The organism is Streptomyces sp. NPDC048639 (assembly GCF_043199075.1).
Lineage (GTDB): Bacteria > Actinomycetota > Actinomycetes > Streptomycetales > Streptomycetaceae > Streptomyces.
Genome location: NZ_JBICVP010000013.1, coordinates 141,251 through 167,977, shown reverse-complemented (window position 1 = coordinate 167,977; position 26,727 = coordinate 141,251). Strand labels below are relative to the sequence as shown.

Annotated in this window: 29 protein-coding genes and 1 pseudogene; 17 read left to right on the top strand and 13 right to left on the bottom strand. The window is 69.6% G+C overall.

The window, feature by feature from the left end:
* Positions 1 to 2 precede the first annotated feature (2 nt).
* Genes leuD through ACGFNH_RS30025 form a run of 4 tightly spaced genes read left to right on the top strand, consistent with a single transcriptional unit; the run spans position 3 to position 2,689 of the window.
* Complete coding sequence (gene leuD / locus ACGFNH_RS30040) at positions 3 to 602, top strand: 3-isopropylmalate dehydratase small subunit (protein ID WP_393659213.1); 600 nt, start codon at positions 3 to 5, stop codon at positions 600 to 602.
* Positions 599 to 1,219 (top strand): cysteine hydrolase family protein, encoded by a 621-nt coding sequence (locus tag ACGFNH_RS30035; RefSeq protein WP_393659091.1) that lies wholly within the window; start codon positions 599 to 601, stop codon positions 1,217 to 1,219. The genes leuD and ACGFNH_RS30035 overlap by 4 nt, the downstream gene beginning before the upstream one ends.
* Positions 1,220 to 1,224: 5 nt before the next feature.
* Complete coding sequence (locus tag ACGFNH_RS30030) at positions 1,225 to 2,229, top strand: TauD/TfdA family dioxygenase (RefSeq protein ID WP_393659089.1); 1,005 nt, start codon at positions 1,225 to 1,227, stop codon at positions 2,227 to 2,229.
* 55 nt (positions 2,230 to 2,284) lie between these two features.
* Complete coding sequence (locus tag ACGFNH_RS30025; protein WP_393659088.1) at positions 2,285 to 2,689, top strand: cupin domain-containing protein; 405 nt, start codon at positions 2,285 to 2,287, stop codon at positions 2,687 to 2,689.
* Positions 2,690 to 2,788: 99 nt separating this feature from the next.
* Here ACGFNH_RS30025 and ACGFNH_RS30020 read toward each other — a convergent pair whose 3' ends face one another.
* A complete protein-coding gene (locus tag ACGFNH_RS30020) occupies positions 2,789 to 3,325 on the bottom strand; it encodes a CGNR zinc finger domain-containing protein (RefSeq protein WP_393659086.1) in 537 nt (178 codons plus the stop codon).
* A 170-nt stretch (positions 3,326 to 3,495) separates the two neighbouring features.
* Between ACGFNH_RS30020 and ACGFNH_RS30015 the strand changes: the two genes are divergently transcribed.
* On the top strand, positions 3,496 to 4,422 hold the full coding sequence (locus ACGFNH_RS30015; protein WP_393659084.1) for a DMT family transporter: 927 nt from the start codon (positions 3,496 to 3,498) through the stop codon (positions 4,420 to 4,422).
* A gap of 145 nt (positions 4,423 to 4,567) precedes the next feature.
* The gene (gene gap, locus ACGFNH_RS30010) at positions 4,568 to 5,578 is read left to right on the top strand and encodes a type I glyceraldehyde-3-phosphate dehydrogenase (RefSeq protein WP_393659082.1); all 1,011 of its coding nucleotides are present in this window, start codon (positions 4,568 to 4,570) and stop codon (positions 5,576 to 5,578) included.
* Between the two features lie 150 nt (positions 5,579 to 5,728).
* On the opposite strand, the gene ACGFNH_RS30005 is transcribed toward gap, so the two are convergent.
* Positions 5,729 to 6,508 carry an IclR family transcriptional regulator gene (locus ACGFNH_RS30005; RefSeq protein WP_393659080.1) on the bottom strand — a complete coding sequence of 260 codons (780 nt, stop codon included), beginning with the start codon at positions 6,506 to 6,508 and terminating at the stop codon, positions 5,729 to 5,731.
* A gap of 44 nt (positions 6,509 to 6,552) precedes the next feature.
* On the opposite strand from ACGFNH_RS30005, the gene ACGFNH_RS30000 reads away from it, so the two are divergent.
* Entirely contained in the window at positions 6,553 to 6,756 is a 204-nt protein-coding gene (locus ACGFNH_RS30000; RefSeq protein ID WP_393659079.1) for a hypothetical protein, read from the top strand.
* 752 nt (positions 6,757 to 7,508) lie between these two features.
* On the opposite strand, the gene ACGFNH_RS29995 is transcribed toward ACGFNH_RS30000, so the two are convergent.
* The 4 genes from ACGFNH_RS29995 to ACGFNH_RS29980 form a co-directional block, all read right to left on the bottom strand.
* Positions 7,509 to 8,360 (bottom strand): endo alpha-1,4 polygalactosaminidase, encoded by an 852-nt coding sequence (locus tag ACGFNH_RS29995; RefSeq protein ID WP_393659077.1) that lies wholly within the window; start codon positions 8,358 to 8,360, stop codon positions 7,509 to 7,511.
* Between the two features lie 128 nt (positions 8,361 to 8,488).
* Positions 8,489 to 9,367, bottom strand: coding sequence for a spherulation-specific family 4 protein (locus ACGFNH_RS29990; RefSeq protein WP_393659075.1), 879 nt, complete (start codon positions 9,365 to 9,367; stop codon positions 8,489 to 8,491).
* A 115-nt stretch (positions 9,368 to 9,482) separates the two neighbouring features.
* Positions 9,483 to 10,472 carry a hypothetical protein gene (locus ACGFNH_RS29985; RefSeq protein ID WP_393659073.1) on the bottom strand — a complete coding sequence of 330 codons (990 nt, stop codon included), beginning with the start codon at positions 10,470 to 10,472 and terminating at the stop codon, positions 9,483 to 9,485.
* Between the two features lie 98 nt (positions 10,473 to 10,570).
* On the bottom strand, positions 10,571 to 12,109 hold the full coding sequence (locus tag ACGFNH_RS29980) for a cellulose binding domain-containing protein (protein WP_393659071.1): 1,539 nt from the start codon (positions 12,107 to 12,109) through the stop codon (positions 10,571 to 10,573).
* A gap of 820 nt (positions 12,110 to 12,929) precedes the next feature.
* On the opposite strand from ACGFNH_RS29980, the gene ACGFNH_RS29975 reads away from it, so the two are divergent.
* From ACGFNH_RS29975 to ACGFNH_RS29965, 3 genes are all read left to right on the top strand, one after another.
* A complete protein-coding gene (locus tag ACGFNH_RS29975; protein WP_393659069.1) occupies positions 12,930 to 13,724 on the top strand; it encodes an ATP-binding protein in 795 nt (264 codons plus the stop codon).
* Between the two features lie 92 nt (positions 13,725 to 13,816).
* Positions 13,817 to 14,767: a LysR family transcriptional regulator gene (locus tag ACGFNH_RS29970; protein ID WP_393659067.1), complete on the top strand. Its 951-nt coding sequence runs from the start codon at positions 13,817 to 13,819 to the stop codon at positions 14,765 to 14,767.
* A 421-nt stretch (positions 14,768 to 15,188) separates the two neighbouring features.
* On the top strand, positions 15,189 to 16,145 hold the full coding sequence (locus ACGFNH_RS29965) for a glycoside hydrolase family 6 protein (protein ID WP_393659065.1): 957 nt from the start codon (positions 15,189 to 15,191) through the stop codon (positions 16,143 to 16,145).
* 269 nt (positions 16,146 to 16,414) lie between these two features.
* Here the strand turns inward: ACGFNH_RS29965 and ACGFNH_RS29960 are convergent, their stop codons facing one another.
* Together ACGFNH_RS29960 and ACGFNH_RS29955 are read right to left on the bottom strand one after the other, a co-directional pair.
* Positions 16,415 to 16,996, bottom strand: coding sequence for a hypothetical protein (locus ACGFNH_RS29960; protein ID WP_393659063.1), 582 nt, complete (start codon positions 16,994 to 16,996; stop codon positions 16,415 to 16,417).
* A gap of 86 nt (positions 16,997 to 17,082) precedes the next feature.
* A complete protein-coding gene (locus ACGFNH_RS29955) occupies positions 17,083 to 17,424 on the bottom strand; it encodes a PadR family transcriptional regulator (RefSeq protein WP_393659061.1) in 342 nt (113 codons plus the stop codon).
* Between the two features lie 385 nt (positions 17,425 to 17,809).
* Here ACGFNH_RS29955 and ACGFNH_RS29950 point away from each other — a divergent pair, with 385 nt between their 5' ends.
* Positions 17,810 to 18,514 (top strand): DUF2470 domain-containing protein, encoded by a 705-nt coding sequence (locus tag ACGFNH_RS29950; RefSeq protein ID WP_393659059.1) that lies wholly within the window; start codon positions 17,810 to 17,812, stop codon positions 18,512 to 18,514.
* 82 nt (positions 18,515 to 18,596) lie between these two features.
* The gene (locus ACGFNH_RS29945) at positions 18,597 to 19,397 is read left to right on the top strand and encodes a MerR family transcriptional regulator (RefSeq protein WP_393659057.1); all 801 of its coding nucleotides are present in this window, start codon (positions 18,597 to 18,599) and stop codon (positions 19,395 to 19,397) included.
* 904 nt (positions 19,398 to 20,301) lie between these two features.
* Here ACGFNH_RS29945 and ACGFNH_RS29940 read toward each other — a convergent pair.
* From ACGFNH_RS29940 to ACGFNH_RS29920, 5 genes and pseudogenes are all read right to left on the bottom strand, one after another.
* Positions 20,302 to 20,907: an alkaline shock response membrane anchor protein AmaP gene (locus ACGFNH_RS29940; RefSeq protein WP_393659055.1), complete on the bottom strand. Its 606-nt coding sequence runs from the start codon at positions 20,905 to 20,907 to the stop codon at positions 20,302 to 20,304.
* A gap of 103 nt (positions 20,908 to 21,010) precedes the next feature.
* Positions 21,011 to 21,514: a DUF6286 domain-containing protein gene (locus ACGFNH_RS29935; protein WP_393659053.1), complete on the bottom strand. Its 504-nt coding sequence runs from the start codon at positions 21,512 to 21,514 to the stop codon at positions 21,011 to 21,013.
* A 259-nt stretch (positions 21,515 to 21,773) separates the two neighbouring features.
* Positions 21,774 to 22,193 (bottom strand): Asp23/Gls24 family envelope stress response protein, encoded by a 420-nt coding sequence (locus ACGFNH_RS29930; protein ID WP_393659051.1) that lies wholly within the window; start codon positions 22,191 to 22,193, stop codon positions 21,774 to 21,776.
* Between the two features lie 134 nt (positions 22,194 to 22,327).
* A pseudogene (locus ACGFNH_RS29925) lies at positions 22,328 to 22,510 on the bottom strand (hypothetical protein); the annotation flags it as partial.
* Positions 22,511 to 22,558: 48 nt separating this feature from the next.
* On the bottom strand, positions 22,559 to 23,044 hold the full coding sequence (locus ACGFNH_RS29920; protein ID WP_393659049.1) for an Asp23/Gls24 family envelope stress response protein: 486 nt from the start codon (positions 23,042 to 23,044) through the stop codon (positions 22,559 to 22,561).
* A gap of 193 nt (positions 23,045 to 23,237) precedes the next feature.
* Here ACGFNH_RS29920 and ACGFNH_RS29915 point away from each other — a divergent pair, with 193 nt between their 5' ends.
* From ACGFNH_RS29915 to ACGFNH_RS29895, 5 genes are all read left to right on the top strand, one after another.
* Entirely contained in the window at positions 23,238 to 23,885 is a 648-nt protein-coding gene (locus tag ACGFNH_RS29915) for an RNA polymerase sigma factor (RefSeq protein ID WP_393659047.1), read from the top strand.
* Positions 23,876 to 24,565: a hypothetical protein gene (locus ACGFNH_RS29910; protein WP_393659045.1), complete on the top strand. Its 690-nt coding sequence runs from the start codon at positions 23,876 to 23,878 to the stop codon at positions 24,563 to 24,565. The genes ACGFNH_RS29915 and ACGFNH_RS29910 overlap by 10 nt, the downstream gene beginning before the upstream one ends.
* On the top strand, positions 24,562 to 24,966 hold the full coding sequence (locus ACGFNH_RS29905; protein WP_393659043.1) for a hypothetical protein: 405 nt from the start codon (positions 24,562 to 24,564) through the stop codon (positions 24,964 to 24,966). Before ACGFNH_RS29910 ends, ACGFNH_RS29905 begins: the two co-directional genes overlap by 4 nt.
* A gap of 455 nt (positions 24,967 to 25,421) precedes the next feature.
* Positions 25,422 to 26,093 (top strand): O-methyltransferase, encoded by a 672-nt coding sequence (locus tag ACGFNH_RS29900; RefSeq protein ID WP_393659041.1) that lies wholly within the window; start codon positions 25,422 to 25,424, stop codon positions 26,091 to 26,093.
* Positions 26,094 to 26,211: 118 nt separating this feature from the next.
* Positions 26,212 to 26,718: a hypothetical protein gene (locus ACGFNH_RS29895; protein WP_393659039.1), complete on the top strand. Its 507-nt coding sequence runs from the start codon at positions 26,212 to 26,214 to the stop codon at positions 26,716 to 26,718.
* Positions 26,719 to 26,727: the final 9 nt, after the last annotated feature.

Here is a 26,727-nt window from a genome sequence, read left to right as displayed (position 1 = left end):
CCATGGACCAGTTCACCGTGCACGTCGGCACGGCGCTGCCGCTCAGGCGCAGCAACGTCGACACCGACCAGATCATCCCCGCCCGCTTCGTCCCCTACTTCAGCCTGACCGGGCACGGCAACGGCCTGTTCGGGGACTGGCGCGACGAGCCGTCGTTCCCCGCCAACCTGCCCCAGTATCAGGGCGCGACCATCCTTGTCGCGGGCAACGAGTTCGCCACCGGCTCCTCCCGGGAGTCCGCCGTCTGGGCGCTGCAGAAGTCCGGGCTCCGTGCCGTGCTCGCCCCGAGCTTCGGCGACATCTTCCGCGAGAACGCCCTCATGCGCGGCCTGCTGCCCGTCGAACTGACGGCGGACGCCGTGGAGCGGCTGTGGGAGCTGACCGAGGCCGATCCGACCACACGGATCACCGTCGACCTGGAGCAGCGGCAGGTCCGGTTCGCCGACCGGGTCGAGGAGTTCGGCATCAACGAGGGCGCCCGGGACCGGCTGCTGCGCGGCGCCGACACCATCAGCGACACCCTGCGGCACGAGGCCGAGATCAGCGCGCACGAGCGGCGGCGCCGGCCGCTCCTGCCCACGACGACGAGGAGTGCGGCATGACCCGACGCCCCGCCCTGCTGGTGCTCGACCTCATCAACGAGATCGCCCACCCCGACGGCAAGTACAACGATGTCTGCCTCGACCAGATCGAGAGCAGAGGCGTCCTCGGTCATGCCCGCCGCGCCATCGACCGCGCCCGTGAAAGGGGCGTACCGGTGGTGTACGTGGTCGTCGGCTTCTCCCCCGGGCTCGCGGACTGGCCGCCGACGTCCCCGCTGTTCACCGAGGCGGCCGACGGCGACCGGCTGATCCTGGGGACCTGGGGCACCGAGGTGCACGACTCCCTCAAGCCCGAGACTCACGAGCCGGTCGTCGCCAAGCGCCGGGTCAACCCGTTCCTCGGCACGCACCTCGAACTGATCCTGCGGTCCTACGGCGTGAACACGCTGCTGCTGACCGGAGTGACAACGGACCTGGTCATCCTGTCCACCGCCCGCGAGGCCCACGACCTGGACTTCGGCGTGGAGGTGCTGGAGGACGCCACCGCCACATCGAGCCCGGAACTGCACGAGGCGGCGCTGACCCTGCTGCGCCGCACCGCCGAAGTCACCACCGTGGACGCGGCGTTGGGGCGGACACGGGACGCCGGAGAGAACGAAACCGAAGGGAAGGAGTGAGGCCGATGCAGCCGTTCCACATCATCACCGACCGGGAGAAGGACGAACTGTACGGCGTGCTCGAGGCCGTCGAGACCAACCCGTACGACGACTACCACGCGTTCTCCGCGGCCGTACGGCAGGCCACAAAGGGCCAGGTTCCCGAGTCGCTGGTCCAGGCGGCCGAACGGATCCGGGCGGACCGCGAGCAGGGCGTCTCCGACACGCATGTGCTGCGCAACTGCCCGGTGGACAAGGAGCTTCCCGAGCTCGGCCACGACGACCCGCAGGCGGACAAGTACGCCCGCAAGCGGACTTTCGTGGGCGAAGGTTTTCTGGAGCTCATGGCGCACCTCACCCGTACCCCTGTGATGGCCTACGCGACCCGGTTCAACGGGGACTTCTTCACCGATGTGTACTCCATCAGCAAGTACCACGGGAAGCAGACCGGTTACAGCGACGGCGAGCTCGTTTACCACAACGACCGCACCGCCCATCCCGTGCGTGCCGACTACATCAGCCTGCTGGGCATGCGCTGCCCGGTGCAGGAGTACACCTGCACCAGCCTCGTCGAGGCCCGCACCCTGCGCGCCGTGCTGCCCGAGGACACGCTGCGCATCCTGGGGGAGGCACACTTCGTCACCCCCTTCGACGTGGTCTCCCGGGACAACAACAGCAGCCTGAGCGTCTCGGAGAAGCATCCGATCTTCCAGGGCGACTACGGCATCCGCTACCTGGACACGCACACCACGGTCGCGCCGGACGCCCCGGGCGTGGCCAAGGACGCCCTGATCGAGCTGAAGAACGCGCTCACCCGGGCACAGAAGAAGCGGCACCGCATCCTGGAGGGCGACCTGCTGATCTTCGCCAACCAGAACGGGCTGCACAGCCGCGAGTTGATCGAGGTCAACGACCCCGAGCGGTCCCGCTCGCGCTGGCTGCTCAAGACGTACACCCTGCGCAGCCGGGCCGTCGCGGACGGATTCGCGGACCGCTGGGTGGACGGCGTGGCCGGCCGGGTCGGCGACTGACCTCGTCCGTCGCCCCTCTCCAACTGGCCCACACCGAACCGAAGATAGGGAACCCATGACGTCGACCCCCGAGGCCCAGGCCGCCATGGCCGAGCTGCTGCCCACACTCTTCACCGGACTGCCCGGCGCCAACTTCGCTCAACGGGATCTGGTCTTCCAGCCCGTCAACGCCGACGGGCGCTCCCAGGCCGAGATGGTCCCGCTCTACACGGTCAAGGAGACCGGGGAGGGCGGGCCGGCCGCGGCGATCATGCGCTACCTCCCGGGCTGCGTTGCCCCCGCCCACCGGCATCCCGGCTACGAGATGATCTACGTCCTGAGCGGTGAACTGGAGACGGACGACGGCACGTACGGGGCCGGCAGCCTGCTGGTCATGCCGCCGGACAGCGTGCACGCACCGCGCAGCCCCAAGGGTTGCCTCGGCCTGGTCATCTGGGAGCGGCCCGTCCAGGTGCTGTGACCGCGCGGACGGATCCGAGGATCCGAGGATCCGAGGGGGAGGTGGGCGGGAGGTGCTGGCGTCCGTCTCCCCCGTCCCTCTTCAGGGTGCGTACGGCGGTCAGGAGGGGTGGCGGGAGCGGTGGGTCGCGGCCTTGGCCCGGTTGCCGCAGCGCGTCATGGTGCACCAGCGGCGGGAGGAACGGTGGGAGCGGTCCACGTACAGCCGGGTGCAGCGGGGCGCCGCGCACTCCTTGACCTGTCCTGGCGACTGGGTGAGCAGCTCCACGGCGTCACGGGCCAGGGTCGCGAGGACGGCGCCGATCGAGCCGCGCCGTACGACCGTGCCGTCGGGCTGCAGGTCCTGGCGTACCGGGACGCGGGTGGTGGCGCGGTTGAGCACGGCGCAGTCCTCCGCCGCGAGGGGGGATCCGCCGGCCGAGGCGAGAACCAGGCGGTAGATCGCCTCGCGCAGATGCACCGCCGCGGCCAGGTCCGCCGTGGTCGCCGGTGCCGCCGCGTCCAGTAGGCCCGCGGCGGCGGTCCAGTCGGCGAGGTCGGCCGGGGCGGTGAGGAGGTCCAGCGGGTCATCGCGTCGACTCTGGACCGTGCCGACGAAGTCAAGGGCCACGCTGCCGCTGACGAATGCGAACTTCATCCCACGAGAGTAGCCGCGCCGAGCGGTTCCATGGCACCCCTTCACTAACCTCTTAGTACGGTTACTCACACACCGCAAGTGACCGCATTGACCGGTTACCCGGGCCATCTGTAGTGTGCCAACTAACCCCCACAGCTGGTTAGTTGTTGAGCGAGAGGCCACCCTTGTCCATGGAACGCGACGACCTGAAAGTCACCGAGACGGAGGTCGATGCGCCGCCCTCCCCCGAGCCCGCAGCCGTCGAGGCACCGGCCTGGGCCTCCGCCGCCGTCCCCGCCGTCTTCGTCCTCCTGTGGAGCAGCGCGTTCATCGCAGCGGTGATCGGCACCGACGCCGCACCGCCGTTGCTGCTGACGTTCTCCCGCTTCGCGGTCGCCGGCGTCCTGCTCACGGTGGTCGCCCTGGTGTCCAGGTCGCCCTGGCCGAAGGGCAGGCTGCTGCTGCACGTCGTCGTCACCGGTCTCCTGATGCAGGCCGTGCAGTTCGGCGCTTTCTACACGGCCATCGGCGACGGGCTGCCCGGCGGTGTGGTCGCACTGATTCAGGGCTTCAACCCGGTGCTGATCGCCCTGATGGCGGGCTTCTTCGTGGGTGAGAAGATCACCCGGCAGCAGTGGCTCGGCTTCGCCGTCGGCGGCGCCGGTGTCGCGCTGGCCGTCGCCGGAGCGCTGAACTTCTCCACCAGCGCCATCGTGCTCTCCTTCGTCGGCCTGCTCGGCCTGAGCGCCGGCACGGTCTACCAGAAGCGCTTCGCCCAGGGCGCGGACGTCCGCAGCAGCACCGCGCTGCACTTCCTGGCCAGCGCGCCGGTGATGCTGGTGATGACGCTGACCCTGGAGGACCCAAAGGTCACCGACTGGGGGGCGTTCGGCGGATCGCTCGCCTGGATCGTGCTGATCAACTCCGTGGGTACGTTCCTCCTGCTCAACTTCATGCTCAAGAAGCAGGCGGCGAGCCGGGTCGGCACGCTCTTCTTCCTCACCCCGGCCGTCACCGCCCTGCTGGCCTGGCTGGTCATGGGCCAGACGCTGAACCCGTCGGCGATCGTCGGACTCGTCCTCGGCGGGGCCGGCGTCCTCCTCGCGGCGCGCAAGTAGCCGGCCGCGGCCGCACGCGCTCACGCCGTCAGCGGCGCACGCCGTCATCCGCACCCGCCGTCACCCGCGTACGCCTTGACCCACCATCACCGGCACGCCGTACGCCGGTGCGACACGTTCGACCATGCAGAGAAGAGGGGCAGACATGACCATCAAGGTCGCCATCAACGGGTTCGGCCGCATCGGGCGCGGCTTCCTCCGCGCCGCGCTCGCCCAGGGAGCCGATCTGGAGGTCGTGGCCGTGAACGACCTCACCGACGCGCCGACGCTCGCCCACCTGCTCGCCTACGACAGCACCATGGGCAAGCTCCGGGCCGAGGTCGTCGCCGAGGGCGACGCGCTCGTGGTCGGCGACCGCCGGATCGCCGTCCACGCGGAGCGCGAGCCGGCCAAGCTGCCCTGGGGCGAGCTGGGCATCGACGTGGTCGTGGAGTCCACCGGCATCTTCACCGATGCCAAGAAGGCCGCCGCACACATCGACGCGGGCGCCCGCAAGGTCCTCATCTCGGCCCCGGCCAAGAACGAGGACCTCACTCTCGCGTACGGCATCAACCACACGAACTACGACCCCGCCGTCCACCACGTCGTCTCCAACGCCTCCTGCACCACGAACTGCCTGGCCCCGCTCGCCAAGGTGCTGCACGAACAGCTCGGCCTGGAGCACGGGTTGATGACGACCGTGCACGCCTATACCCAGGACCAGAACCTGCAGGACGGTCCGCACAAGGACCCCCGGCGCGCCCGCTCCGCCGCGCTCAACATCGTGCCGACGTCCACCGGCGCCGCGCAGGCCATCGGCCTCGTCCTGCCCGAACTCAACGGCAGGCTGGCCGGCCTCTCGCTGCGCGTGCCGGTGCCGGTCGGCTCGCTGACCGACCTCTCGGCGTACGTGTCGCGGCCGACCACCGTCGAGGAGGTCAACGAGGCCTTCGCCGAGGCGGCGGCCGGGCCCCTGGCCGGGGTGCTGCGCCACTCCGACGCCCCGCTCGTCTCCACCGACATCGTCGGCGACCCGGCATCCTGCATCTTCGACTCCAAGCTGACCACGGTCACCGGCGACGGCCGCCATGTGAAGGTGTTCGGCTGGTACGACAACGAGTCCGGCTTCTCGCACCGGGTCGTCGACGTCGTACGCCTGCTGGGAACTCGGGGCTGACCACTGCCGTCGTCCACCACCACGGCCGCGCCCCGCGCCGGTGCCCTGACGCGCCGCGCGGGGCGCGGCCGTTCGGCTGCGTTGCCGGGCCGTGCGACCCGACCCCACAGCCGTACGGTCGGGTCCAGCCGGGCGGGGCCGAGCTCGCGGTCAGTCGGTCATGCGCCAGGCGATGCCCCGGCCTGCCCCGAGCTCGCGGGAAAGCAGCGTCGCCACCTCGCGTACGGCCACGGCGTGCCGCTGCCGGTCGGCCTCGGCCAGGAGCCGCTCAACGGGGCCGACGGTGCCGATCGCGCCCGCCGGATCGCCGTACCGGTCGAACACCGGCGAGGCGATGCCGGCTTCGCCCAACGTGCTCTCCTGGTCCTCCAGCGCGTAACCGGTCTGCCGGATCTCCGCCAACTGGTCCGCCATTGCGGTCGGGTTCACCACGCTCTTCCCGGTCAGCCGGGCCATTTCCCCCTCCAGCAGTTCTTTCTGCCGCTGCTGCGGCAGGAACGCCACAAGGGACTTGCCGAGTGCGCAGGTGTTCCACGGGATGCTGGCGCCCAGTTCCAGGATCTGCACCCCGCTGCCGCGCCGGAAGGCGTGGTGCACGACGAGCATGTGCCGGTCGTCGTCGAGTACGGCGACCCACACCGCCTCGCCGGTGCGTTCGGCCAGGGTGTCCGCCCATGCGACCGAGCGGGACCGCAACTCCTGTGTCTCCAGGTAGGAGTTGCCGAGGCGAAGCAGCGCCGCCCCGAGGAGGTACTTGTTGGTCTCCTTCTCCTGGCGCACCAGGCCCTCGGCCTCCAGCGTGCGCAGCAGCGCGTGCACGGCCGGTTTGGAGACGCCGATCCGCTCAGCGAGTTCGGTGACGCCCAGGCGGGGGCCCGACGCCGACAGTTCCCGCAGGATGCGTGCCGCACGCTGAACGGACTGCACCATGATTTTTCTACTCGCATTCAGTATTGCGGAACGCCATTCAGGAAATGTTAGCACTGCTGTCAGCGGGCACTCTCAGTGTCATTTCGAGCGTATTGCCCGCGCTTGCCGATGAATGGGAAGTCCGCCGCCCCTTTGCGACCGAGATCAATCGGATCACAGAGAGTATCGGACGGTTCGTGATCGGCGTGTGGTCCGCTTGTGATCGACATGTGCCGGTGCGCGATGCACCCGAGGCGATGCCGGATTGACTGACGCAATCCACGCCCTCAAAGCACGGAAGGGCAGAGTCCCGACGGTGAAAAAGCTCATCGCCGTCGTGCGCGTCGATGCAGTCCGGAAGGCGACGAAGGGATTCGGGGGCCGCGGTCGTCGCAGGTGGCGGGAGCCGCCGGCCCGGTGGCCTCCGACCTGGCGGTCTCCCGTCTCCTCGGCGCCCACGCCTCGGCCGAACGAAAGGTCGGCACAGGTCGAAGTCCGCGTGCAGGTAGGGAAGTTGGCCGACGAGAGGACACCGGACTCGGGCGCCACCTTGGCTGAATCCTCAGATTGCGGCGCAGGCGGCGGATGCGGCGTGGTGACGCCTTGTCGTGCAGCTGCGGCAGCGTGGCCGGTCGTTCTCGAACCAACTAAGGGGCAGGCGCTTAACAGAGAGGCGGCGACACCGGGGATCCGGTCGGTAGGGGCGTATGCGTTTGTGGGTGATGGCGGCCGCGGCGACCGGGTCGCGGCAGAGGAAGGACTTACGCAAGCGCCGTCCACCGGAACTCCACGACTCTGTATCGCCGGGGCGGAATTCTGCGGCGACGCCCGGTTCGTTCGACCTTGCAAAAACGGTCACCGCCGACAGTCGGCCGGGCATCGCACCGACCGATGCCCGGTGTGCGCATGCCACTGGACGGTCACGGCCGGGCCGCCCGGCTGGCCGACCGCCCGGCTGGCCGACCGGCCGACTGGCTGGCTGGCCGGCCGGCCGGCCGGCCGGCTGCGCCTGCCCAGCGCCTCAGTCCTCGCAGGTCCTTCTCACGTAGTCGCCCGAACCGGGCGTGCTCACGTCCACGTCGCGCTGCACGATTCCGAAGCGGCCCGACCATCCGGAACAGGCCGCCTCGAAGCCCTCCTCGGTGTACTCCACGTCGAGGACGAGGTCGCCGAACGCCTCCTCATAGGCGGAGCACTCTGGTCCGTCCGAGCCCGGCCACGTAACACCGCATTCCTCGACGACGGCGAAGTCGATGCCCAAGGACCGGGCGTCCGCGGCCAGTTCGACGGTGTTCTTCTGGGCGATGGCCAGATCGCGTGCGTGAGCGCGATCCACGAGCAGGGACATGTACGCCTTCGCGTGCTCCGCCGTCAGCCCGTCGAACCGGGTGAACGTGTCGTAGTTGTCCGGTTCTGGGGCGTCGAAGCCCTTGGAGGCACAGGTGTCGATCAGCCCGCCGATCCTCTCGGCGACGGCGGAACGCTTCTCCGGGGTCGCGAGGTCCAGGGCGTACTCCCCCGGCCAGTCCGGGTCCTCGGCGTCCTTGCCGTCGGAGTCCTTGAGGATGAGGTCCGAGGGCCACTCGTCGCGTTCGCCGGGCTGCGTCTGGAACGCGTTGATGTAACAGATGTTGTAGAGGCCCGGGGCCGGGCTGTCGCCATGGTCCCGGCTCACCACCTGTACGCCGTCGGGCGGGGTGTAGGCACCGCCGATCTGGTAGTCGAACCCGGAGTTGGCAGGTGGCAGCGCCGGGGACGCCGGAAGCGCCTGGGCGTGGCCGGACAGCAGCGCAACCGCCCCCGCCAGCGTGGCGGCGGAGATGAAGGGGATCCATCTGCGCAGGGAGGAACCGGGCTGGTGGTCGGTGGACATGGGGGCTCCCTGGGGTGAGGGGGCGGTCCGGTGCACGGGGCGTGCACCGGATCCGCTGCGTCTTCTCGGGGATTGAGCGTGACGGTTCGGGAGTGAGGAATCGACGGCGCTCCGCCTGGGTCCTTCTGTCATTCCCCGGCGGCGGCGACTTCGGCCGACCAGTAGGCGTCGGGCGGGAGGGTGTCCCACGGGTTGCCCCATGGCAGCCCGTCGACGGGGGTGTTGTCGTCGTCGGTGACGTAGACGTATCCGGCGTTACGGTCCTTCGAGAGGGAGATGGCGCCGGGCATTCGGGACTGGTCGGTCTCGTATACGAGATGCCAGATCTTGGAGGGTGCGACGGCGGTCTCCCAGGAGGAGGGGGACCAGTCCTCGTACTGGGCGTAGCTGCCTTCGAAGGTCACCAGGGTGTCCGCGGCGTCCGCGTAGCACTCGTCGGGGTGGGTGCCGGGGTTGGCGGCGACGTGGGCGGCCGGATCCTTGGACTTCACATACGCCTGGATCTCCTCGTACAGGTCCACATGGGCCGTGCTCCCGGATGAGGGGCCGCAGTCGTTCAGGGCGTCGTCGAAGAAGATGCCGCCGACGCCGGAGTCGCCGTAGAGGCGGTACCAGGAGTCGACGTTCTCCTTGACTGCGTCCATCCAGGCGGAGGTTGAGGAGTCATCGGTCCCGGGGACGGCCCAGCCCGTGGTGCCGAAGTAGCCGGTGTCGACGTAGCCGATGACCTTCTTCCCGGCGTCGTGAGCGTCCCGGATCGCCTCGGCGTATGCGGGGTCCCGGCCGGTCCCGGGACCGCTGGCCGGATTGGCCACGATCAGGCCTGCCCCGGGCGCGGGGTTGTGGAGCTTCCCCCAGGCGTTGTCCGAGGGGTAGATGTAGGCGGGGACGGCGATCGTCTGCCGCGGGGCGGCGGCGCCCTGTGCGGAACTGAGCAGTCCGCTGCTGCCGGCGGCCAGCACGACGCACGCGGCCGTGACGGCGAGGCGTCTTCCGGTGCTCTTCATGGGACGGTCTTCCTTTCAGATGTGAACGCGCTGCGGGCCACGGCTCGGTGGGCCCGGCAGGACGGTGCGCCGACCGGGGAGGCGGTCGGATGGCGGGTGGACGGGGCGGGCCGGCTCATCGGCCGTCGTCCCGGTCGGTGCTCGCGCCCGCCCCGTCGGGCTGCAGCGTGACCGCGGCGTTCGAGACGCGCGTCTGCAGGTCGGACCCCTTCCCGCTGTTGACGATCTGGACCGCCAGGAGGGACGAGTCGCCCGGTACGGGGTCGTGCCCCAGGTACGGGGCGAGTCTGCCCGCGAGGTCCGTGAAGTCGACGCTGATCCGGGTGGTGGACCCGGCGGGAATCCGCTCGCCGAGGACCGTGACGCGGCAGCCGTCGGCGCAGTCGTTCTTCCAGAGGACCCCGTTCTGGTCGGGGGTGCCGGCGAAGTTCCCCGGGTCGTGGTGCACCACCGAGATGACGTTCTTCTTCCCGTTGGCCTTGTAGATGAGATCGGTGGTCAGGATCGCCCGCTTCTCGTCACAGGCGAAGCCTCCCGACTGCTCGGCCCAGGCGTCGTAGGACACCGTGAGCCTGCCGTCGGCGAGCCGGTACTCGTTCCCGTTCTCCTTCCGGCGCAGCGAACTGGAGGGGTAGTGGTACGAGAACGCAACTTCGCGCAGGGTGCAGTCGCCGAGGGTCCGGCTGTTGTTCTGCATCACCAGGGTCAGCGGGGAGCCGGAGGAGCCCCAGACCTGGTGGTCGTAGCCCGGGTACTGGCGGAGGCCGGAGGAGTTCCAGTCCATCGTCACGAAGTCCCAGGCGGGACAGGCCGGTCCGTACGCCCCGGTGTACGGGAAGCGGTCCTGGCAGTTGCCGTCCACGCGCGCGGGGTCGTCCACGGCGCCGCAACCGGAGGTGTCGTAGGAGTCGTTGGTCTCGTTCTGGGGGGTCACGCTGTAGAACTCCCGCACCACACCGAAACAGCGGGCCTTGGGGCCGGGGTCGAACACGACCGGAACCGGCTCCGTGACGTCGGCGGCGCCGGCCGGGCCGGCGGGGCTGACGAGCGGGATGAGGAGGAGGGACAGCGCTGCCCCCACGACGTACCGCATCGAACGTCCCATGATCGGGCTCCTTGTGGGGGTGGGAGGCGGGAGGGCGTTCCTGGCGACGGCGCCCTCCCGCCTGGACCGCCGTGGTCCCCTGAGGACCGCGGCGGGGATCAGCCGGTGACGGTGCATGTCACCGCGGGCAGGGACGACGGAACGCTGCCGTTCGCCGTGACCCCGAAGGTGGTGGTGCCCGACGGCGCCACCGAGGCGTTGTAGTCCACGTTCGACGCGGTCACCGAGCTGCCGGACTGGGCCAGTTGGGCACTCCAGTGGTTGGAGACGGACTGGCCGCCGGGCCATGTCCACTGCGCCTTCCATGCCTTCGTCGCGGTGCCGCCGGTGTTCTTCACGGTCACATCGGCGTTGAATCCGCCGCTCCACGACTGGGTCACCGCCATCGACGCGATGCAGTCCGAGCCGCCTCCGGGGTCCGATCCGCCTGCCGGGGTCGACGCGTTGACCGTGTTCGAAGCCGACGAGACATTGTTCGCGGCATCGCGCGCCCTGACCTCGTACGCGTACGCCGTGGACGGCGACAGGCCGGTGTCGATGTACGAGGTGCCGGACGAGCTGCCGACCTTCTGGCCGTTGCGGTGGATGTCGTAGCCCGCCACCCCCACGTTGTCCGACGAGGCGTCCCACGCGAGGGACACGCTGCTGCCGGTGGTCCCGGTGGCCGTCAGACCCGACGGGGCGCCGGGGGCCTGGGTGTCCTCCGAGGTGGGGTTCTCCGGTGACACGCCTCCGCCGCTGGTGGTGTAGTCGACGGGGGTGTAGAGCGCCGTGCAGCGGTCGCAGCCGCTGGGCCGGCTGAAGGCGTACTCGCGGCCGCCGTACAGCAGTTGGTCGTCGGCGTCGATGACACGGATCCTGTAGTCGCGCCGGTCTGCGGAGTACGGCTGGATCTCGTACCGCTGCCCCGAGTCGCCGGTGGTCTGCGCGGACTTCCAGGAGGAGCCGTCGTGGTACTGCACTCCGTGGATGCCGTTGGGCAGATTCGTGATGATGACGGGCGAGTAGTACTCGTAGGCGTCCTTGGCGAAGCCGAGCTTGATGTCACCGCTGTGGCCGGGGGCCGGGATGAACGACCAATCGATCTTCCGGTTGTTCCACTTGCCCATGGTCTCCAGGTCGCCGACCGGGCTGCCGCCCTGGGTGAACTGGCCCAGCGAGTAGCGGGAGAGGTCCAGGTGGTACTTGCTCGACCGGCACCACTCGTTCCCGTCACCGCAGCTGTCGGTGATGACCGCGTTGACGGTGGCGCCGTTGTACTCGTCGGGCCGCCACTCGCCACCGGTGCAGATTCCCGCACCCGGCTGCCCGCCGTTGGCCACGGAGCAGAAGTCGCTCAGCTTGATCTGCACCCAGCGGCCGCAGTTGCGGCCGTTGTCCCACATCCCCTTGATGTCGGCGCGGTCGGGCGGAACGGGCCGCGGGAGGTCGTACTCGAAGTAGCCCGGGGTGTCCCACACATTGAGCGCGACGAAGTTCCGGCTCTCGATCTGCTCCGGCGGGACACCGCACGCGCCGCCGTCCTGACCGGTGGCATCGAAGTGCGTACCGACACCGGAGTACGTTTCGGCGGCCGACGCCGTCGGAGACAGGGCAAGGCCCGACGCGATGAGTCCGAGAGAGGACAGGGCGGCCACCGCATACCATCTGAGCTTGGATGTGAGACTGCGAGATCTGGTCATGATGCCCCCCACGAGGAATTGGGACCGAACCGGATTCCGTTCGCCGGGACTCGCAAAGGAGCTCGGCCATCCAGGCCATCCGGGAGAAGTGATGCACCACGAACCGGAATCGAGTCCGGAAAACCCTGGTGTGGCGAGCACGGTACTGGAGTGTGCAATTGCACGACAGGGATCCGGAACAACACGCACTTTCTCGCTGCGCCATAGACAAACGAGCGAGGTCAATGGACCGACGGTCCAAGGCATTTCACCAGTCTTCGGACCGCGACCGAACGGGGCACCGCACCGATTCACGTCGGGAGCGGGCCGTCATTTCGAAGGCGCCGTTCAAGGGCACTCCACCCCTCCCGTGCGGTCGGAGGCGCACGCCCTCGTGCCGGGCTGAGGGTGATGGGCGCGATCCATCAACAAGCATCGTGCGTGGGTCCCGGAAATGGGGTGAGGCTCGGGGCCGCGCGGCACGGGTGGGCGAGGCCGGATGTCGCGGCGGAGCGGCCGGGCCGCGCAGATGGAACCGACCCGGCCGGCGAGCGGCGGTGCGGGCGCATCCCGTTACGCAGCGGGTCGTACGAGTCGTACAGGCCCCGCGACCCCGGGGTTCAGCGCTCCCGACCAGGCGGAACGGCTTGCTCCGGGGACCATGACGGGCCGTTGGCGACCATGCCGCGGCCGCCGGGGACCTGGGGATTCTCCCTGGTACGGCCCGCGCGGGGAGGGAGGACCGTGGTCATGGGTGCACGTACGCCCGGAAACCGGCCCGGAAAGGAGCCGCGTCATGGCGCAGGCGCAGTGGAGGATCCCATGCGCCGCGCGCTGCGTCGATCTCGCCGCACGGCAGGATCCGGTGCGCCACGCACGCGGCGTTGTCCGCCGGTACCTGACCTCGGCCGATCCCGCCCCCGGCGGTGAGACGGCAGCCGCGGAACTGATCGACGCGGCCCTGCTGATCGCCGACGAGCTGGTCACCAACGCGTGCCGTCACACCAGCGGCCCGCTGACGCTGCTCCTGCTCTGGGAGCGCGAATCACTCGCGATCGAGGTCGACGACCCCAGCCCCCTGCCGCCGGTCCCGGTACCGGAGGAGCGGCGCGGGGAGTCCGGTGGATTCGGGCTGCAGATCGTCGCGAGCCTCGCGGACGAGTGGTCCGTTCACCGGCATCCCGGCGGGAAGACCGTGCGCGCCCGGATGTCGTTCCCGTCCCGTCACGGCTCGGTTCCCTGGCAGGGGCCGGCCGAAGGTCACCGGCTGCCCGGCGGAACGGGAAAGCCCGCGGGGTGCCCGCCCGCCGTCGGGGAGATGCCGCCGGAGGCGAACACGAGGCAGGGTCACGACAGCGACGGAGCCTCACTCGTCCCGACGGCTCGGGGGTCGCCGCGGGGCGACCTACCGGGGCCCGAGCGCCGAGAGACAAGCGCCGATGGTCAGTCCTCGGCCGCCGGCTCCACTCGTGCGACCCGGCAGCCGCCGGTCGATCCCGCGGAAGGGACCGGCTGCGGCGCACCTCTCGGCTGCGATGCCGGCCCCGCAACCGCGGTCGGCCCGCCCTCGGTTCACAGCGATCGCCTGTGACTGGCAGGGCGCGTGTTGACCCACCGTCACCACCTCCGGATGATCAACCTGTGCCGATAGGACGAGATCGGCAGACCACAAGGGCAGGCACGTTGACCGAGATAGGCCATCTGGATGTGCGCCTGCTCAGGGCTTTCCTGGTCGTGGCGCACGAGTTGAGCTTCACCCGGGCCGCCGGTCGGCTCTACCTCAGCCAGCAGGCCGTTTCCGCCCAGGTACGCGCACTGGAATCCAGCCTTCAGGTGCAGCTGTTCGAGCGCACCACCCGCCGCGTGCAACTCACCCCCGCAGGCAGAGTGCTGCGCGACCGGATCGACCCCGCGCTCCAGGCACTGGACCGCGCCCTGGTCTCCGTACAGGAAGTGGGCGCGTCCGGCGAGTGGCTGATCCGCATCGGCCACACCCCCAGCGCGGCCCACCGGCTCCTGCCCGAAGGCGTCAGCACCTGGGAACGCAAGGAGCCGGGGCTGCACCTGCGTGGCACCGAATGCACGGAGCAGTCGCTGCGTCCGGCCCTGCTGAGCGGCCGCGTGGACATCGGCGTGGGACTCGAACTCGGCGCGGCGGGGCCCGGTCTGGTCGGCCGTCCCCTCGGCCGGGAGAAGCTGTGCGCGATCGTAGGCCGTCAGCACCCGCTGGCCCGGTCACGCGAGGTGGAGCTCTCCGATCTGTCCGCCTACGACTGGCTGTGCTGGCCTCGTACGAGCTACCCCGGCTACTGGAACGCCCTCCACGCACTCGCGAGCTCCCTCGGGCGTGTGCCCATCCTCCACGAGGCCTGGCTGAGCCTGTCCTACTTGCGGCTGCGTGCAGAAGACCTCGTGATGCCGCAGCCCGCCTCGTACGCGGACCATCTCCCTCGGGGGCTGGTGGCCGTGCCCGTCAACTCCCCCGTGACGGTGGGCTACTCGGCGCTCTGGAACCCGCGCAGCGCCCCGCCATTGCTCGACCTCTTGATCGAGATCCTCGCGGAGAGCGCCCTTCGCCTCGTCTCATCTGCGGGTCCTCTGCCGAAGCCCCGTACGGGAGAGCGCGAGGTGTGATCGGGCGGGCCGTCATTCCGTCGTGCGCGCCCCTCGCCCCGCGTCATCGGGCCTCTCCGCGCGCCGGCTCCCCGGTGCCGAGGGAGACACGTTCGAGCCCACCGGCACCTCGATTCACACCACTTGATGGTCCCGAAGCGCCGTGCGCGGACCGATGTCCGAGGTGACGCACCGCGCTGCCGGCGGAATTGACCGCGACCGCTTGTCGATGCCGGTACCCGGTCATGGACCTCTCTCCCGAGGGTTGTCGGCCGGAAACACACTCCAGTAGCGTTCTTCCCATTCGGGTGGGAGCGCTCCCACGAATCCGCCGGGATCATTCCTCGTCCGTTCTCACACCCTTTTTCGTCACGCAATACGCCTTCCTTTGCGGGGCGATGCGGTCATGACGACAAACGGTCCGTTCGCTGAAAGGAATGCCATGAGAAGATCCCTCATCGTGACCGCCCTCGTGATGCCTGTGGCGACATCCCTGGCCATTCTCACACCGGCGTCGGGGGCGGTGACGGCCGCCGCGTTCTACGTCAACACCGAATCACAGGCGAACCAATGGGTTCGGAACAACGGCGGAGACCCGCGGGCGGCCGGCATCCAGCAGAAGATCGCGGATGTCCCCAGATCGACGTGGTTCGCCTCGTACGACGCCAATTCCTCGAACGTGACCGCGTCGGTGAAGAAGGTGACCGACGGGGCCGCCGCCGAAGGGACCACCGCGTCCGTGGTCGCCTACATGATTCCGAACCGCGACTGCGGTTCCCACTCGGCCGGAGGCGCCCCGGACTACGCCTCCTACACCTCATGGATCCAGGCGTTCTCCCAGGGGCTGGGCGACCGCGAAGTCTTCGTCCTCCTCGAACCGGACGCCATAGCCCAGTCTGCGAATTGCCAGAGCGTCGACAAGGAACAGCGGCTCACCGCCCTCAAGCAGGCCGGCGCCACCATCACCGCGACCAACCCGAACGCGAAGGTGTACTACGACGGCGGGCACAGCGGCTGGAAGGTCTCCTCGGCCGACCTCCGGGCCGCGGGTGTCGAACAAGGCGACGGAGTCGTCACCAACGTCTCGAATTTCCGCACCACCGCAGATGAGGTCGCCTACGGGAAGCAACTGCTGAGCGAGATCGGTGACAGCTCCCTGGGCCTGGTCGTGGACACGAGCCGCAATGGCAACGGCCCGACGCCCGACAGCCAGTGGTGCAATCCCTCCGGACGCGCCCTGGGCTCCCAGCCCACCACGAGCACCGGCGACGGCGCGGTGCACGCGTTCCTGTGGGTCAAGCAGCCGGGCGAGTCGGACGGATACTGCAACGGCGGCCCAGGCGCGGGCACGTTCTCACCGGAGCTGGCGGACGAACTCGTCCGCAACACGGCCGGCTGATCCCGGCACCCGCTTCCTCATACCCACGTCACGTCTCACCGGCTCACCGGCTCACCGGCTCACCGGCTCACCGGCTCACCGGCTCCATGCGAACGGGAGCGCGTCCCCGAATGCCCTGCGGGACGCGCTCCCGTTCATCTCTCCGCACAGCCGTCCAGGAGGAGGGTGCGGGCGTGACAGGCTGTTCTCGACAGGTGGTTCCTCGGTGCGGAGAGGCCATCAGGGGTCGTGCGGCATACAGTTCAGCAGGCGACCCGCCCCAACTCGCGTTACCCGACCTGATTCTCCAACAGCAGAATGCTCGCCTGCGGAAGCAGAAACAGCGCCGTCAAGGCGATAGAAGCCGCACTGAGCGCTGCGAGGACGCGATAGCGACCCTGCCGGGTTCGGTGATACAGCCGAACACCTGCTACGAGACTCACAACGGCGAGCACGCTGCCGACCAGTGGCATTGCCAGCGAAGCTCCAAGGGCCGGCCAAGCCGTCCAGCCCCACGGCGCGGTACCGGCGGGGCGGCGCGGGAGCGGTGGCAGACGCAGCATGCTGATGGTGAGCGTCGTGATGCCCGCGAGGAGCAGCAGTGCCGAGGAGGCGGGTAGCAGCCAGAACCACAGATCGCCGGAGACGCTGCCGCCGGTGTCGTGAGCGTCGACATGGAGTGCGGTCTTCACCATCCGATAGGTGCTCCACTCGAAGACGCCCAGACTCAGAAGGATCAGCACGGTCAAGAGCCCGGCGAACGGGCGGGAGGCGAATCGCTGGCAGAGGCCGGACCACATGAGCGAACGCCGCCCGTGATCACTCAAAGGGTCTTCGCCGTCCTCGGCGGCATCCATCATCATGGTCACCATGTCGGCACCGTGCCGCTCCTGCCAGGCTCTGGAGTAGAAACGCAACGCCTGCCAGTAGCAACGCCGGTCTGCCGGTGGGCCCGTCGTCACGTCGCTTCTCCCAGTGCTGGTCCGCGCAACCTTCTGCGCACCTCCTTCTCCATGCGACTGCGACGCGCCACTTCCGTATCGAGGACCGCGCGTCCTGCCCCGGTGAGCCGATAGTTGCGGCGCAGCCGACTGTTGACGATCTCCTCACCGGAGATCTCGATCCATCCCTTGGCGAGCATGCGGTCGAGTGCCTTGTAGAGCGTTCCTGGGCTCAGCGCCATGACGTCCGCCGTGAGCTGCTTGATCTGCTGAGTGATGGCGTAGCCATGCAGGGGCTGGGGCGAGATCGAGACCAGGATCAGGTAGTCCTGCTCGCTGAGGGCACGTCGGCTCGTCACGAGCGCCAATGCTACGCCCAGCTGAGTATTACGCAAGGGCGATCGTGGAGTGGTGCGGCGATGAGCCCTGGGATGGTCGGGGCCCCCGGCCGCACCCCGGCCACAGGCCCACGAGTCGCTCAGCTCGCCACCCCGCGGGAAACGGCTGTCACGAAATCTCCCATCGAGGCCGGGCGAAGGGAGGTTGCGATCGACCTCTGCCATGAGGCGGCCGTCGGCGGCCACATGAGCCCCGAAGCCCGGTGCCGCACTTGACTCCCCCGCCTCCTCGAACTTGCCGTGCAGGGCATCGGCAGGGCTACCCCCACCCCCCACATTGAGTTAGGTTAGGCTTGCCTAACTGACCTCCTCGGGTCTCTGCGACCGCTGCCATGGGAGAACTTGGATGCGCCCCTTCCGCACTCGCGTCACCCAGCCGACCGCCGCCGAACGCGTTCTGTCGATCTTGGCCGCGGCTCAATCGATGACAGTGGTGAGCGACGGGCTTCATACCGGGGTGCATCGACTCCACGGCACGGGGGCAATGGGGCACGTCCACCTGCACACCCCCACCGAGACCGGCCCTCTCCAAGGGGACGTGCGCATCCCGGTGAGGCTGGAACTGACCGACATCGCACCCACACCCGTGCGCGACCGGCTGCGGGCTCGCGTCACGTTGACCGGATTGCTCGCGGCTCCGTACGACAGGGAGTCCAAAGAGAGCACCTGTATGGAGTTCGGTCAGGCCGTCCTCGAAGACTCGCGCGGACGCGTGTTCGTAACGCTGGACGCGCTGCAGGCGACCGCCCCCGACCCCTTGGCCGGCTGCGAGGCCGGCATGCTGACGCATCTTCTGGACGACCACAGTGAATTCGTTCCCCTGCTCCTGCGTCTCGTGCAAGCGCAGCCGGACAAGGGCATGGTGCGCGCCCTTCCTGTGGCGCTCGACCGCTACGGCGTGACACTGCGCCTCGAGTATCCCGGCACCTATTGCGATGCCCGACTGGCGTTCGCAACACCCGTGACCGACCCCGACCAAGTCGGCCCCCGAATCCAGGCCCTGCTGTCCGCGGCCCGCCGGGCCTCCCACCCCAACCACTTGCCGGCCTGATCACCGAGGGCCGCTGCCCGATCACGAGTGGCCCCAGCACTTCGCTTGACCTTGTCGCAGCGACAACGTTTCTACTGATGTCATGCGGATCGGAGAACTCGCCGGCGTGGCCGGCATCACCCCACGCGCCGTGCGGCACTACCACCGCATCGGCCTGCTGCCCGAGCCCTCGCGACAACCCAACGGATACCGCGAATACACGCTGCGCGACGCCGTCGAGCTCGCCCGTATCCGCCGCCTCACGGCGCTGGGATTGGGCCTGGACGAGGTCCGCGACGTCCTGGCCGAGGACGCGGGCAAGGACCTGACCGAGGTGCTCGCCGAGCTCGACGCGGATCTGGCACGCCAGGAGGAGTCCATCCGGCAGCGACGTGTCCGCTTGGCGCAGCTGCTGCGGCAGGCGGAGGAGGGCGGCAGGCTGTCCGCCGAGGCACCGGTCTCTCCCGCTCTCGCCGCGCTGTTCGACGACTTGGCCCGTGTCTCCGCCGGGCTGCCCGGACCGGAACCCGCAATGGCGGTCAAGGAGCGCGAGCTGTTGGCGCTGCTGGAGACCAACGCTGCGGGCGGTGACCGCCGCTGGTTCGACGGGTTGATGCACGCGTTGAGGTCCGATCCGGAGGCCATCACGCGGGCGTACGCCGTCTACACCCAGCTCGATGAACTGGTGGGAGCGCCTGAGGACGATCCTCGGGTGGAGAGGACAGCCTGTGCCATCGTCGGCAGCATGCCGGACGGGGTGCTCGAGGCGATGACTCTCCCGGGCGGCGAGGAACCGGAGGCGGCGGGCGGTGGTTTCGCAGAGGCGTTCTTCGCGGACTTCGCGCCGGCGCAGGCCGCGGCGATACGCCGTGCCATCCAGCTGCTGCAGGAGCGGACCCGATGACGGGTCTGCGGGCGCTGCGCAAGGTTGTGCGGTGGTCGTTCGCCGCGGTGGTGCCCGGCGAAGTCGTGCTGGTGGTTTGCCTGGGGTCCGGGATACGCGTGGCACCGGCGGCACGCATCACCGTGGGGCTGGCGGTGTTCGTCGTCTTCGTGGCCGCGGCCACGGTGCTGGCTCTGGACTGTCACCGTCACCGGCGCGAGGGCCTGGACCGGCGCCAGGCCGTCCTCGCTGCCGTATCGGACTCGGTCCCGGTCCCCGTACGCAAGCTCACCGTGCACGAGGTGTGGCTCTTCACCAGCTTCCTGCGCTGGGTGACGCGCCGTGGGCGTCACGGTGTGCGCGAGGGCGACATCGCGGTGCCGTACGCCTCCGGTCAGACGGCCATGATGTACGGCTTCCTCTTCGTCTCCGTCGTGGAGACCGTGGCTCTCGCGTATCTCATCCCCTGGCCCGTGGTGCACATGATCGTCCTCGTCCTCGACGTCTGGGGCGTGTACTTCGTCATCGCTCTGCATGCCTCCTGTGTCGTACGCCCGCATGTCATCGGCGCCGACGGCGCGTTATGGCTGCGTTACGGGGTGCTGCTCGGTATCCGCATCCCTGCCCGGCGCATAGCCTCCGCCCGTGTCGAACGCCGCTTCCCCGAGAGCGGGCTGGCGGCGGTGGACAAGGACGGCGGTGCGGACATCGCCGTGGCCGGCCAGACGACGGTCACCGTGGAACTGACGGAACCGATCGCCCTTCACCCGACCGCTGGGCAAAGCGGCGGAGGCCCGCATCTTCCGCTGCTACGCCGAGGATCCGGCATCAGCCGTCGCCGAACTCCGTGCCCGTGCGGCCTTCCACAGGACGTGATCCGGGGCTCCGCTGGGACAGATGAGCGTTCAGGTGCGTGTCGCCGCTCCTACTCGACGCGGTGGGGCTTCTGCCGGGCGACGCGCACCTGCACCGAGGTGGGAAGTTGCTCCCAGCCGGTGGACCGGCGGGCTCGCGCGACCGGTCCGTGCCACAGCTGCGTGAGTGCGGGCCCAGGGGCGCCGTCGGGGTCGAGGGTGAGGCGGACACGTGCTTCGGGGTGTGCGGGGCGCCCTGTCATGCGGGCTGCCGCGTCCTGAACTCCGGGCAGGTGGCCGGCTTCAGCGGCCAGGGTGTCGCTCAGCGCATCGTCGCGCAGCTGCACGCCTTGCTGGGGGCGCGGTCCGCCGACGGGCATACGGCCCGGGTGGCGTTGGCGCATCTGGGCCAGAAGCCACCACAGGGCGAGCAGGAGGACGATTGCCAGGCCGGCGATGACGGTGGGCCACCACCAGCCCTGGCCGGTCCACGCCGTACGGTCGGCGCGGCTGAGCAGGACGTCGTTGGGGGCGGTCAGTGGCCAGCCACTGGGAGGGTTGAGGTTCAAATGCCGGTACACGTCGAAACCGCCGGCGAGTATCAGGAGTCCACCGCCCAGCAGGACCACGCCTGCCAGCGCCAGCAGGGTCCGGTTGACCCTGGCCTGCGTCTGCATCGTCCTCTCCTCCAACTCCCCCGCGCTTTGGGCTCGTACGGCCCTCCCCCGCGCTTTGGGCTCGTACGGCCGGCGTGGTGTGGGCCGTCCGTGTGGGCTGCCGTCATGCGGTGCGCTGCCGCACGCGTACCTTCAGCCGCGGCGGGTGGGCGAGGACGAGCCCTTCGGTCTGTTCGTGTGCGAGGACGTCGATGAGCTCGTCCTGGACTTCACGTGGGTCGCGGAAGCGCACGTCCGCGCGGACTTTGACCCGATGCCGGCGGACCCGGACCCTGGCCCGGCTGACTCCGGGGACGCGCATGGCGGCGTCGCGCAGCAGTTGTCCCGCGCTGCCGCGGTCGAGCATCGCGTGCGCCGAACCGTCCTCGGGTACGCGCAGCGGCAGTTGACGGCGCATGCCCGGAGTCACCGCCAGCACGATCAGCCACAGTCCGACGGCTGCGACGATCGCGGCGCCGGTGAGCACCCAGACGTCGTCCACCGGCCGGGTGGCCAGTTCATCCGCCAAGTCCTTGCGCCACGGGGTGGCTTGGTGTCCGGTGCGTACCCAGACCACGTCGAACAACAGCATCCCGGCGGCCAGCAGCAAAGCCAGTGCGGCAAGCATGGCCGGTACGCGTCGCGCGGACCAGGGCCGATGGGGACGATGGTCGTCATCGCTGCGCGCGGGAGCGGGCGGGGATGTGCTTCCCGCGGGCTTCTTATCCGTGGGTTCAGGGGCCTTGCCCACAGGTTCAGGGGCTTTGCCCGCGTCTGCTGCGGGGGACGGCCGTTTGCGAGGAGGCAGCCGATCGGGTTCGGGTGAGACCGGCGTCGGGTGGTACGTCATGGGCTCTCCTTCCGCGGCCCGGGTGGGCAACCGGCCATCAGGCCACTCTCTTCCCCGCCAGGCTCTCGGCGGAGACGAGCCGCTGGACGACGAGCGTCACTTCGGTGACGCGCAGGTCCGTCAGCTCGGCCACGCGCTCGGCGACGTGATTCTGCATCCGGAGTGATGCGTCGGCGATGTCTACGGGGTAGGGCAGGTCCACGGTCAGGCCCAGCCGAGCCGCCCCGTGGTGCACCACCACGGAGGACCGGGGCTCGGCCAGGTCGCGGCGCACGAGTGCCGGGACCGGATGCCGCAGCAGGGACTCGCGCGCCGCACGAGCGGCGATCCGTGCCACCACCCGCTCCGGGATCACGGTCGCGCCGCGTTCGGCCGGCGGCGGAAGCTCCGAGGCAGCTACGCCCGTTTCCCGGGGCGGGTCGCCCGAAGGAGCGGCAGTTGAGAGCTGAGCGCTCATGACACCCGGCTCCTGGCAGGTCCGACGTCACTTCGGGGGCGACTGGACTGCTGAGGACCGAGGTCCCGGGTACGTCGCGCCTCGTCACGGGGGCGACGTCCCTCGTTGCGGGAGAGCCGCGTCTCGCCACGGGGGCGGCGTTCCTCTTCCCTGGGGCGTACGAAGTCGCCGAGGGCGAAGTCGCCTTGGAGGAAGCCGCCGATGATCAGGCCCACAGCGCCCAGAACTGCCACCACCACGAATGCTCCGAAGCCTCCGAAGTAGCCGGCGAAGCCCAGGACCATGCCTGTGAGCAGCCCGATTGTTCCCTTTCCCATGTGTCTCACTCACCTGTCCGGTGATCATTTCTCTGAGGGCTCACCGGCTCACGCCACGCGGCCTTCGCTCTCTTCCGTCTCGTCCTCCTCGTCAGGCAGGTGAACGTCGTCCACGGCGATGTTCACCTCGACGACCTCCAGACCCGTCATGCGCTCGACGGCGGAGACGACGTTCACGCGCACCTCGCCCGCGACATCGGCTATCGAGACGCCGTACTCGACGACGACATCGAGGTCCACCGCTGCCTGGCGTTCGCCCACCTCGACCGACACCCCGCGGGTGAGTCCCGGCCTGCCGGCGGGGACCCGGTCGCGCATTGCGCCGATCTTCCGGGACATCCCGGCCCCAAGGCTGTGGATGCCCGGTACCTCGCGGGTGGCCATCGCGGAGATCTTCTCGACCACGCTGTCCGAGATCGTGGTCCGCCCGCGGTTCTCGGGGGCCTGGGAGGTCTTCTTGCCGCCCTGCCGTTCCTTACCGGTCTCGTTCGAGTGGCCTCTGCCCGTGGCAGGAGGGCTCTTCATGTCCGTCATGAGGATCTCCTCAGCGATTGCGCTCCGCGGACACCGCTTCAATGCCCGTCACACCCTTGGACACCTCTCAGCCGCACCCCTCACACAGAAGAGGGACATTTCTTGCATAAGATATGAATGCGGTGCATACGGTGCGGGCACTCAGAGTGACGTGACTGCCCGACCCCGGCCCTCGGACCGCGAACGAGAACCGATGCGCAAGCAGAACGGAACCCCGCCACCTCCGCAGGAGGACGACCCGCCGCACGGCGGCGCCCAGGACCTCCCCGCCCGACCCGCGGCCGGGGATGACGACCTGAGCGCGGCGACGGACTGGCTGCTGGCCGTACGAGCGGGCGAGGGCGACGACGACGCCTTCGCCGTCCTGGTCCGCCGCCACACCCCCGCGCTGCTGGTGCTCGCTCACCACATGCTCGGCAACCCCGCGGACGCCGAGGACGCCGTACAGGACGCCTTCATCGGCGCCTGGCGCCGGCTGCCGGAGTTCCGTGGCGACGCCCAGTTCCGCACCTGGATGTACCGCATCGTCACCAACCGCTGCCTGAACACCCTCCGTAGCCGCACCCCCACCGTGTCCCTGGAGAACGCCCCCGAGTCCACCACCCGCGACGGACACGCCTCCCCCGAACGCGCCGCCGAGACAGACGCCGCCACCACCGCCCTTGTCCGAGCACTCGGCGCGCTCCCCCCCGACCAGCGCGCATGCTGGGTGCTACGAGAGCTGCACGGCCTGCACTACGAAGAGATCGCCCAGGTGATGGGCACCAGCGCACCGACCGTGCGCGGCAGGCTCTTCCGAGCACGGCGCTCCTTGTCGAAGGAGATGAACTCATGGCGCTAGACGGCCCGCATCCCCCGCACTCCGGCAGCGACCCGCCGGGAGCGCGCATCGGGAGCATCGCGACGAAGCGGTCCGGCGATGCCGCACCGCTGGCCGGTGACGAGCGGCTTCCCTGCGGACGCCCACTGAGCCTCGCCTGGGAGCAGGCCCGCGACCAGGGCCCCGCAACCGACCCGCACACCGCCTCCTGCCCGTACTGCACGCAGGCCGTCGAAGGGCTGACAGCTCTCGACCGGGCCACGCTCGCCCTCCGCGCTCAGCAACGCCCCAGCGGGCGGACCCTCGCCGGCCGGGTGATGGACGCGGTGCGCGCAGAGGTCCGGATCGGCCCGCTGCTCGCCCTGGACGATCCCGCGCGCGACCTGCAGATCTCGGAAACAGCGGCCACGAAGGTCCTCCGCCGGGCGGCCGACACCGTGCCCGGCTCGCAGGCATGCAGTTGCCGCGTGACGCCCGGCGAGGAAGGCACCGGCGTGCACGTCTCACTCAGCCTGGCCTCCGGGCTGGAGACGCCCCTGCACCAACGGGCCCAACTGGTACGCCGAGCCGTCCTCCGCGCCGCGGACCGCCGCCTCGGACTGGCCGTCGCCGCTGTCGACGTCGAGATCGTGGATGTCATCGGACGCCTCCACCCCCTCCGCTCCCGCGCAGCCGTCCAACGGGAAGGACAGGCCCGATGACCGTCCAGGCCGACACCCTCCACGGAGCCGCAGCCCGCGCGGCCCTCGACGTACCCGGTGTGCAAGGGCTGCAACCGGGGCTCGGCTACCGGCTGGCGGCCGCGGCCCGGGGCGTGCAGAGCGCACACGCCTCCACCGCGCCTCCCGAGGCGGGCATCCGCGCCGACCACATCGCCGACCCACCCGGCTGGCAGGTGGAGGTCCGCTGCATCATCGACGAGGAACGGCGCGCCCTGGACACCGCCCGGGACGTACGGGAACGCGTGCGGACCGCCGTCACCGCCCAACTCGCCCGAGAGGGCACACCAGAACCGGTCGCCGTACTGGTCACCATCACCCGCACCGAACCCACCAGGGCCGGCACCGAATCCACCAACTCGCCCCGGCCACCCACCACCTGACCCACATCCCCCGAGCCGACCCCAGGAACCTGCGGCTCCCCCATGAGGAATCCCGTTGCGAGCGGCGTGACCGTTCGGGCCGAAAGTCACCCGGGGCGAGGGGTGCTCCTTGTTCGGGCCCGGCAGCGTGCGTGCACAGTTCGGCGCGGAAGGTGGGGCAATCCAGGAGTGGGGGGAACGGCAGGCGGCGCATGGCCGAGGCGAACTCGGGCCCGTTGTTCCATCGCGGCCCGCGGCCCGGGCGCTGAGAATCAACGCGATGCGGTCGAGGGCATCCTGCCGGTAGATCCGTCTTGCAGACCGTTGCGCCCCGCGGGCTGCATCAGGCCCCAGACGCTCGTTGAAGCGAGGGCCGATGCGCTCACACCGGTGCGCTCGGCCACCTCCCCCATGTCCAAAAGCCGTTCGCCCACCGGATATCCCACCTTGACTTGAACGGCGCTTCAACTGCCACGGTGGCCACCACGAACAGCCCGGCCCTGCGCCGGGCCCTGCACACGAGGGAGAGTGTGATGACGACGGTGGCGAACAGGTTCCGGCCGGTTGCCGTGGCGGCGCTGGCCGCGATACGACGGCCCATCACCGTGGACGACCCGTTCGCCGCGGTCCGGGCCGCCACGCGCAGCCACCGGCGAGCACACCGTTGCGGCGCCTATGCCTACGGCGAAGGGACCCTGCCCGCGACGGCCGCGGCCGCTGTCGGCGCCCGCCGGATCGTGGAGGTGGGCACCGCACTGGGATATACGGCCATCGCCATGGCTCACGCGACACCCGACACACACGTCCAGACCATCGAAATGGACCAGGAACATGTGCGCCTCGCCGAGGAACAGATCGCAGCACATCACCTGGCCGACCGCATCACCGTGCTGCACGACACAGCCGAAAACGCACTCAGGACCCTCGACGACGGCGACTACGACCTCGCCTTCTTCGACGGCTTCACACCGACCCTGAACGTGGTGACGGAGCTGCACCGGCTCCTGCGTACCGGCGGATCCCTCATCGCCGGCAACCTCATCCTGGGACCCGACCGCGACGTGACCGACTTCCTCAGCGACACCGCCCTCTGGCGCACCCACTCCTTCGGCGAAACCGCCTGGTCCGTCAAGCTCTCCGGTCGCTAGGGCCCACCCATGCGTACGGGGTGCACATGCGGACCCGGCGGCTCCTGGGCGCCATCATCCTGCGGCGGACTGGGGTGTCGTTGCGACACATACAGCCCGAGGCCGCAATGATGACGCCATGCAGTTGCGGGAATGGTCGGTGGGACTGGGACGGCTGCTGCTGCCCCTGGACTATCCGGCGCAAGCGGTCTACGGCACCGTCATCACCGGCGCAGTCATGGCCGCGTACTCCGACCCGCCCGTCGCACTGGACGATGTGCTCATCAACGTCCCCGCGACCGTGGTGATCTACTGGCTCGCCCACGTCTACGCCGAAGAACTCGTACGCGCCGAGCAGGGCATCGCCTTCTCCGCGCGACGGCTGCGGGCCACGCTGCGTACGCAGTGGCCGATCATTCAGTCGGCGATGGGCCCCGTACTCGTACTGCTGCTGGCCCTGCTGTGCGGCGCAACGGCCACCGTGGCCGTGGAAATCGCTGTGTGGTTCGCCGTCTTGCTACTCGGTTGCTTCGGAGCCGTCGGCGCACGACGAGGCGGTCTCAGAGGCAGACCTGTGATCGTTTCCGCGGCCCTCGCCGGCTTCCTCGGGCTCATCGTCGTAGCCCTCAAGGCCTCCGTCGACTGATTCCCACCC

Bases quoted from the DNA above. Each gene is read 5' to 3' on its own strand.
- leuD (WP_393659213.1), top strand. From the start codon at position 3: ATGGACCAGTTCACCGTGCACGTCGGCACGGCGCTGCCGCTCAGGCGC.
- ACGFNH_RS30035 (WP_393659091.1), top strand. From the start codon at position 599: ATGACCCGACGCCCCGCCCTGCTGGTGCTCGACCTCATCAACGAGATC.
- ACGFNH_RS30030 (WP_393659089.1), top strand. From the start codon at position 1,225: ATGCAGCCGTTCCACATCATCACCGACCGGGAGAAGGACGAACTGTAC.
- ACGFNH_RS30025 (WP_393659088.1), top strand. From the start codon at position 2,285: ATGACGTCGACCCCCGAGGCCCAGGCCGCCATGGCCGAGCTGCTGCCC.
- ACGFNH_RS30020 (WP_393659086.1), bottom strand. From the start codon at position 3,325: ATGAAGTTCGCATTCGTCAGCGGCAGCGTGGCCCTTGACTTCGTCGGC.
- ACGFNH_RS30015 (WP_393659084.1), top strand. From the start codon at position 3,496: ATGGAACGCGACGACCTGAAAGTCACCGAGACGGAGGTCGATGCGCCG.
- gap (WP_393659082.1), top strand. From the start codon at position 4,568: ATGACCATCAAGGTCGCCATCAACGGGTTCGGCCGCATCGGGCGCGGC.
- ACGFNH_RS30005 (WP_393659080.1), bottom strand. From the start codon at position 6,508: ATGGTGCAGTCCGTTCAGCGTGCGGCACGCATCCTGCGGGAACTGTCG.
- ACGFNH_RS30000 (WP_393659079.1), top strand. From the start codon at position 6,553: ATGTTAGCACTGCTGTCAGCGGGCACTCTCAGTGTCATTTCGAGCGTA.
- ACGFNH_RS29995 (WP_393659077.1), bottom strand. From the start codon at position 8,360: ATGTCCACCGACCACCAGCCCGGTTCCTCCCTGCGCAGATGGATCCCC.
- ACGFNH_RS29990 (WP_393659075.1), bottom strand. From the start codon at position 9,367: ATGAAGAGCACCGGAAGACGCCTCGCCGTCACGGCCGCGTGCGTCGTG.
- ACGFNH_RS29985 (WP_393659073.1), bottom strand. From the start codon at position 10,472: ATGGGACGTTCGATGCGGTACGTCGTGGGGGCAGCGCTGTCCCTCCTC.
- ACGFNH_RS29975 (WP_393659069.1), top strand. From the start codon at position 12,930: ATGGCGCAGGCGCAGTGGAGGATCCCATGCGCCGCGCGCTGCGTCGAT.
- ACGFNH_RS29965 (WP_393659065.1), top strand. From the start codon at position 15,189: ATGAGAAGATCCCTCATCGTGACCGCCCTCGTGATGCCTGTGGCGACA.
- ACGFNH_RS29960 (WP_393659063.1), bottom strand. From the start codon at position 16,996: ATGGTGACCATGATGATGGATGCCGCCGAGGACGGCGAAGACCCTTTG.
- ACGFNH_RS29950 (WP_393659059.1), top strand. From the start codon at position 17,810: ATGCGCCCCTTCCGCACTCGCGTCACCCAGCCGACCGCCGCCGAACGC.
- ACGFNH_RS29945 (WP_393659057.1), top strand. From the start codon at position 18,597: ATGCGGATCGGAGAACTCGCCGGCGTGGCCGGCATCACCCCACGCGCC.
- ACGFNH_RS29940 (WP_393659055.1), bottom strand. From the start codon at position 20,907: ATGCAGACGCAGGCCAGGGTCAACCGGACCCTGCTGGCGCTGGCAGGC.
- ACGFNH_RS29935 (WP_393659053.1), bottom strand. From the start codon at position 21,514: ATGCTTGCCGCACTGGCTTTGCTGCTGGCCGCCGGGATGCTGTTGTTC.
- ACGFNH_RS29930 (WP_393659051.1), bottom strand. From the start codon at position 22,193: ATGAGCGCTCAGCTCTCAACTGCCGCTCCTTCGGGCGACCCGCCCCGG.
- ACGFNH_RS29920 (WP_393659049.1), bottom strand. From the start codon at position 23,044: ATGACGGACATGAAGAGCCCTCCTGCCACGGGCAGAGGCCACTCGAAC.
- ACGFNH_RS29915 (WP_393659047.1), top strand. From the start codon at position 23,238: ATGCGCAAGCAGAACGGAACCCCGCCACCTCCGCAGGAGGACGACCCG.
- ACGFNH_RS29910 (WP_393659045.1), top strand. From the start codon at position 23,876: ATGGCGCTAGACGGCCCGCATCCCCCGCACTCCGGCAGCGACCCGCCG.
- ACGFNH_RS29905 (WP_393659043.1), top strand. From the start codon at position 24,562: ATGACCGTCCAGGCCGACACCCTCCACGGAGCCGCAGCCCGCGCGGCC.
- ACGFNH_RS29895 (WP_393659039.1), top strand. From the start codon at position 26,212: ATGCAGTTGCGGGAATGGTCGGTGGGACTGGGACGGCTGCTGCTGCCC.